Genomic DNA, 6565 nt, shown 5'->3' on the forward strand with positions numbered 1-6565 from the left:
TTGCTTACCGAAACCGCCCTCCCGCCACGACAAAGGCGGGTTCATTATCATCGTTCAGTTTCGTCTCTAGGTCTCTCGCCTTCTGTAACTCAGATTCTGTGTTGATATTGAGAAATACCGAGCGGCCATGTGCAAAGAACGCCGGACGGCTTTCCACCGCCTTCACACACACGTAAGGGAAGACGTTTCTGATATTGAGCTTACCCCGTTCAATGGAGTTCAGCATGTGGCAGATACAGGACCTGCTGTAAAGGGCATGAAGCGGTTCAAAACCCTGAGCAGTTTTTGGAAGGACGATATCTTCGCCTTCAAAGCTTTGGATGACCGCATATATGGACTCCTCAGATACAAAGGGCATATCGCACGCGAGCACAAAAACGTGCGAAGTCTGAGCGTGTAGAAGGGCACTCACTATGCCCACGAGGGGGGCTTTTACAGGCAGCAGATCGCCTATGATAGGAGCATCGATGTTCGTTGTCATCGGGCTATGGCAGCTCGAGACCACGAAGACCTGCTTGAAGAGCGTTTTGGCGAGCCCATAGACGCCTTCAACAAGACTTTTTTCGCCCAGGCGTAACGTTGCTTTGTCTCTACCCATACGCCCGCTTAACCCCCCCGCGAGTATGGCGCACGTGTCAAGGGGATTACTTACCTTAAGCATTGTTCTCCTGAATCATTTCCCGTTCCTGGCTCACACTGCACTGCTTAATCAATCATACCCTGCCGACCTTTTTTGCCCAATACGCCTTGGCCCGTCTCAAGGGATGCGCCATGCCCGCTAAAGATAACGATAAGACGCCATATATATCCGCCACGTTCTATCATTTCTCGCCGTAAGCCGTCAAGAAAACGTCAGGTTTTTTGGGCAATTTCCTCTCCGGTCAACAGGGCATTAACAGTAACAAGGAACAGAAAAGGTATGTTCATTTCTCGTCACCTGGTATCATTGTGTAACAATGAATGTCCACATGAACCGCAGTTTCAGTGCTTCTGGCAAGGCCAGTATCCATTTCGATAAAACTTTTACTTGACTTAGAGTTATGCACTGTGTTACATTCCGCACAGTCTGAAAAAAGCCAAACCATCTGCGAGGATGGGACGGAAAGCCGAGGAGTCTCAAGTTTCAAGCATCATGGGTTGAGGCGTGAGACCGGCCGGGTCGCCAGATAATCCACCAAGGAGGATACAGCATGCAGACCCATTTCCGTTATATCAGTTTGGCGCTCCTCGCAGTTCTTCTTCTCGCAACGAGTTCTTACGCCGATGACATACGCTTCACCGCAACCGGCGTCGGCAATAGCTTAACCGGTTACGTTCAGTACGACTATGCAACATTCAAGGCACAGACCGCCGGCGCATTGCCGTGGAACGCCGTGTTCGCACAGAATTCGGCTATCACCGGCCTGAGTTTTTCAGACCCAGAGCCGGAGCAGCTCTACGATGGCTCGTACATTTCTACATCCTTTGCGACAAGTGATGTATTTAACAGTCTGGCTGCCACTCAGAGTGCCCTGGCCTTTGAGACAGACAATCAAGGGAACTACGTAGTCTTCGCAGGTGGAGGATGGCTCGTACAGTACCTCGTACCGAATAGCAATATCACACTCACCGGCATGGGCGCAGATGGAGGCCAGGTAACATTCCGTTGGGGAGGCCGTCCGGGCTGGGATCCTTCTGGGCGCTCCTACAATGTTACGTGGAGCACCGGGCAGATTATACCGACCGCCACTCCCTTGCCTCCGGGTCTGCTCCTTATGGCTCCCGGTTTCTTAGGCCTTGTGGCTGTGCGGAGAAGATTCAAGAAATAACCTTTATTCGCTAACAATCGCAATCCCGGGCAGGACCGTGTGGTCCTGCCCTTTTTCTTTTTCGAACGCAATTGTCTTCCCGAATCGACCAGGAAGAGCAGAACCTGTTTGCTATCAGGACAAAGTCTCAACGTGGTACCTCCGTGATACTTCTTGTAGCAAGAAAAGCGAATAGCGCACATAACGACCCTCGGTAGGAATGTAGTTGATCAAAACGGGATCTAGCTCACAAGCCACAAATCCTTGAGCCTATGTAGGCGCGTTGGTGGATAGCTCTTTCTTGAAGGAATAATAATAAACTGCCCCGATGAAGATAAAGCCACCAACGATGTTGCCGAGTGTTACCGGTACCAAGTTCCACTCAATAAATTGTCCCCAGGTTATATGGGCGCCGAGCATTATGCCCACAGGGATAAAATACATGTTGGCTACGCTGTGCTCAAAACCGCATGAAACAAAGGCCATGATCGGAAACCAGATGCCGAAGAATTTCCCTATCATGTTCTTTGAGGATATGGCGAGCAGTATAGCCAGATTGACGAGCAGATTACAGGCAATGCCTTTCATAAATGCCGACCAGAGCCCGGAGGCTTGAGCGGCCATATAAGGCAGAACTTTAGACTCAGCTATGCCTATGGCGCTCTTGCCGAAGGCAGTGATCTCTGCAGGATTGCCACCCTTCACAAAGGGACCCACATCCATGAGGTAGGCCCAGAAAACAGACCCGGCAAAGTTACCGATATAAACCCAGAACCACGCATTGAGTACCCTACCCCAGGTCGTCTTTTTCTGAAACACTGCCATGGGTATCAACATGGTGTCACCGGTAAAGAGTGACATACCGGTGAGTACGATAGCGATGAGGCCCACGGGAAAGACTGCTCCTGCTATCAGTGCTTTAAAACCGAGACCCATGGTGATTTCAAGTCCGGTTTGACAGACTGTAGCGAGCGCACCGCCCACAGCGATAAATAGACCTGCCATGAAGCTCCTCGCAAGATAGTTCCCCGCTGTCAGACTTGCCTTGTATTTGCCTGCATCTCCTGCTAACTGAATGACTTCCACCGGTTTGTGCGACATGCGTCCTCTCCTTGCTATTCATACAGTCGATTCTGAGATATTTGCCTTCAAAAGGGTTTACAGCCCGTCATCTGACTGCGACCGCGTCTTTCGGTTTCTTGATTCCGAGCTTCTTCATTCGAAAGAGAAGCGTTGTGGCCTTCAATCCGAGGATTGAAGCTGCCCCTTTTGGTCCGCTAATTCTCCAGTACGTCGCATTCAGGATTTTTTCGATGTGTTCTCTTTCCACTTCAGTCAAAGACAACATGAGCGTATCGCCTGAGGTCTGGCGTACTGGCCCGTGATGAAGACCAGAAAAACTTATAGTGCTTCCGTCGGATAATATGACTGCCCTCTCAACAAAATGCTTCAGCTCTCTCACATTTCCCGGCCAGTAGTATTCCATGAGTTTATTCAGCTCTTCAGCTGGTATTCGCTCTATCGGTTTACCCATCTTCTTGCCAAAGATATCAATAAAATAACGTGCGATAAGCGGAATATCCTCTTTTCTCGTCCTTAAGGGCGGAATGCCAACCGGAAAAACATTTAAACGATAGTAAAGGTCCTGTCGGAAGGTGCCCCTCTCGACCTCCAGCGAGAGGTCCTTGTTGGTTGCCGCGATGACCCTGAAATCAGATTTGACTGGTTTGGCGCTGCCAAGCCGTTCGAAGGATCCTTCTTGTAGCACGCGCAAGAGCTTCACCTGGACGTTGAGAGGCAGGTCGCCAACTTCGTCGAGGAAGATTGTGCCTCTGTCGGCAAGCTCAAATCTTCCTTTATTCTTTTCATGGGCACCCGTATAGGCTCCTTTTTCGTGACCGAAGAGTTCGCTCGCCACGAGTTCCTGAGGAAGCGCCGAAAGATTGATCGCGATAAACGCGCCGTCCTTTCGTTTACTCAAATTATGTATGGCCTTCGCGATCAGTTCTTTGCCCACTCCAGTTTCGCCTGTAATCAAAACACAACTATCTGTCGGAGCCACCTGCTGTATCTGATTGATAACCGCTCTGATTGATTGGGACCGTCCAATGATATTTTCTGACGAGGAAACTATTCCCATTTCTTGTTTATAAAACATCGCCTCGTTTTCATATCGGTCTTTTCGCTCTCTCATCTCCTCGTAAATCCTGATGTTCGAAAGTCCCAGTGCAATTTGGTTGCATAAAAGTCTCACATAAGGGAGTTGGTTGACGGAAAAAGGTCTCCCCTCGAGCCGATTATCGAGGTAAAGATACCCATATCTCTCCTCGCCAAGTTTCGCTGGCATACAGATCAGGCAGTTGATACCGGCCTTGAGCAGCGAATCATCAGAGATACCATTCTGTTTCTTGTTCCGAGGCGCAATAAGCTCTACACCCTCTCTGACCGTCTCAGACACTACCTCGGCGATGAGAGCGAGCTGTTCTGGCTTGAGCATTGTCGGATCCAGGTTACGGCTTGCCACGATCCGGGGACGGCCATCGGCGTCCACTGTGAAAAAAGCCCCTCTCGTGGCCATTGTAAAATCCATAGTAACGTTAATAACCCGCTCCAAAAAAGAGGACCTGTCCTGTATTACGCCCAGGGATTCGTTAATGTTTATGATTCTGTCGATCATAACCTCGATTTTCTGTTCCTGGGGCATGACAACAAGCAGATCTTTTGGAAAGAGATTCTTGTCGACCGTTGAAAAAAACGTCCACGCCTTATTGAGATAGGATTGAGCGTTCTTTCGGTCTCCCTTCAGGAGATAGACATTCCCCAGCGCGGTCCAGGTGTGTCCAAGCTCTATCTCAGCCCCAGACTCTTTCAGGTATTTTTCGCTATTTTTCAGGTCAGACAAGACTATGCGAATGGGAGCTTTTTTCTTCATATTTCTCATGGCCCGGTATCTTAGTGCAACACCCTTCATGTAAATATCATCCCATTCAAGCATCCTGCTGATCTCACCATCGTAATTCCATTCGTCGTAGAGAAAACCTTCTGATTCAAGGACGTCAAGATAGTCGAAGTTCCACGCCCCGTCATGATGGTGCCACCCGATAAAACGGGAGTGCTCCACGGCTTTTGTCATATATTCAAAAGCCCTTGCATGGTCACCGTTCATAGAGAAGATATAGGCCTTACAGGCCTTAACGGGCCATAATATGTAATGCCCGACTATTTCCTCGGGAAGTGCGCTCAACCTGTTCAAATACAACTCGGCCTCTCGTATCCTCCGCAAATCAAACAACGCAAGAACGGCCATCAAGTCGGCGAAATTCGCTACTTGCTGTAGATTGAGCAGATTGGCTTTGGCGCGCACTGTGTCAATCATCCCCATTCCTCTCGCTATTCTACCGCACCTTACGTAGCACAGGCCAACTCGGGCAGTGGCCCTGAGAGTGGTTTTATCATTTTCGAATTCTTCAAGGTCTTCAATGACATCTTCATAGCGACGGATTACCTCGGTATACCTGCCCTTCCAGTGTAGGAACTCACTGGTCAGTAGCGTGGCTATTTTTAGCATACGGGCATTGCCAACACGTTCGGCAAGTTTCCAGAAATCATTCATATAATGGAATGCCTTCTTGTGTTGTCCGGCAGCCTGTAATGCCTGACCAAGTGCATGCTTAATCTTCGGCATAAAATCCCATTTTTCAAAACGTTTTGCTGCTTTTTCTGCCTCCGTTAATAGCGAGACTTGTTCTTGAACAGGCATCAGGTGCTTTGACAGAGAGATTTTGCCCAGAATGCTGTCAACAAAATTCTCCGCCTGATCGTCTGCTACCCTATTCTTTGCGAAATGCTTTAAGAGATGTTCATAATAGACGAGCGCTCTTTCCTTTTCCCCCGCACCAAGGAGAATATGCGCCGCACGCCTGATAAATCCAAGGCCCTCTGCGTTCTCTTCCATTTTTCTGTAAAGTTCAGCCAGGATGAGAGTCTTCTCATCATTTTCGGGGAGAGACGCACTGTAAAATTCGGTTATCTTCCTCATTACTTCCTGCGTGACCTCGGGCGACACTTCCTTTTGAACGAAATCGGCGAACTGAAGATCATTCAAAAAATAAATGCCTCTTCCGTATTCTTTCTTTTCATATGCAATTCTTTTTTTCTTCAGGCTTTCCATCACATTGAGCACCTGAATGGCGAGCGCCCCCGACAGAACGGTAATGGTGTCGATCGAAACTGGGGAAGGCGAAAGTGTAAAACAGAGAACAATATTCTGGTCAATCGCGTGATAGGTTCGCCAAATTTTCCTATACTCGCGAATTAATCTTGTGTTACCAGACATATGTCGGATTTCTCCCATCTCACATATAAGAATCAATAGTACGCTTAGGAAGCATTTCTTGTCAATAGTGTACTTTCAATATATTGCAATAATTTCAACATATTGATTTAATAAAGGTATATATAATTATCTATTAATGATATTAGAACATAATATCAGCTACTTAGGACAATGGCATATCAATTGAATACGGAAAGGGGAGGCTTGCATTCTACATACTCTTTTGGCATATCCTTTTAGTAGTTAGCCGCAGACGAATAAAAAGTGTGGAGGCACTATGAACGACAAACTCATACAACTTATGGCAGACCTCATGGAAGACGAGGTCACGGCTGAGGTAAAAAAGCTCGTTGCATCAGGCGCAAGCCCCATGGACATCCTCGATGATGCAGGGCAAGCCATGGCGATCGTAGGAAAGAGGTTTGAGACAGGAGAGTACTTC

The 6565-nt window shown here is 48.2% G+C and carries 4 protein-coding genes and 1 riboswitch; of the genes, 1 reads left to right on the top strand and 3 read right to left on the bottom strand.

All coding sequences use genetic code 11. The features are described 5' to 3' along the window. Positions 1-4: 4 nt before the first annotated feature. Positions 5-661, bottom strand: coding sequence for a molybdenum cofactor guanylyltransferase (locus tag VMT62_14430; protein ID HVN97622.1), 657 nt, complete (start codon positions 659-661; stop codon positions 5-7). A 404-nt stretch (positions 662-1065) separates the two neighbouring features. Continuing rightward, positions 1066-1167, top strand: a riboswitch (cyclic di-GMP riboswitch). Positions 1168-1190: 23 nt separating this feature from the next. On the opposite strand from VMT62_14430, the gene VMT62_14435 reads away from it, so the two are divergent. Beyond that, positions 1191-1808, top strand: coding sequence for a VPLPA-CTERM sorting domain-containing protein (locus tag VMT62_14435; protein HVN97623.1), 618 nt, complete (start codon positions 1191-1193; stop codon positions 1806-1808). 249 nt (positions 1809-2057) lie between these two features. On the opposite strand, the gene VMT62_14440 is transcribed toward VMT62_14435, so the two are convergent. Continuing rightward, positions 2058-2888 (bottom strand): formate/nitrite transporter family protein, encoded by an 831-nt coding sequence (locus tag VMT62_14440; protein ID HVN97624.1) that lies wholly within the window; start codon positions 2886-2888, stop codon positions 2058-2060. Positions 2889-2955: 67 nt separating this feature from the next. Continuing rightward, positions 2956-6123 carry a sigma 54-interacting transcriptional regulator gene (locus tag VMT62_14445; GenBank protein ID HVN97625.1) on the bottom strand — a complete coding sequence of 1056 codons (3168 nt, stop codon included), beginning with the start codon at positions 6121-6123 and terminating at the stop codon, positions 2956-2958. Positions 6124-6565 lie beyond the last annotated feature (442 nt).

This window comes from Syntrophorhabdaceae bacterium (assembly GCA_035541755.1).
GTDB lineage: Bacteria > Desulfobacterota > Syntrophorhabdia > Syntrophorhabdales > Syntrophorhabdaceae > PNOF01.

Bases quoted from the DNA above. Each gene is read 5' to 3' on its own strand.
- VMT62_14430 (HVN97622.1), bottom strand. From the start codon at position 661: ATGCTTAAGGTAAGTAATCCCCTTGACACGTGCGCCATACTCGCGGGG.
- VMT62_14435 (HVN97623.1), top strand. From the start codon at position 1,191: ATGCAGACCCATTTCCGTTATATCAGTTTGGCGCTCCTCGCAGTTCTT.
- VMT62_14440 (HVN97624.1), bottom strand. From the start codon at position 2,888: ATGTCGCACAAACCGGTGGAAGTCATTCAGTTAGCAGGAGATGCAGGC.
- VMT62_14445 (HVN97625.1), bottom strand. From the start codon at position 6,123: ATGTCTGGTAACACAAGATTAATTCGCGAGTATAGGAAAATTTGGCGA.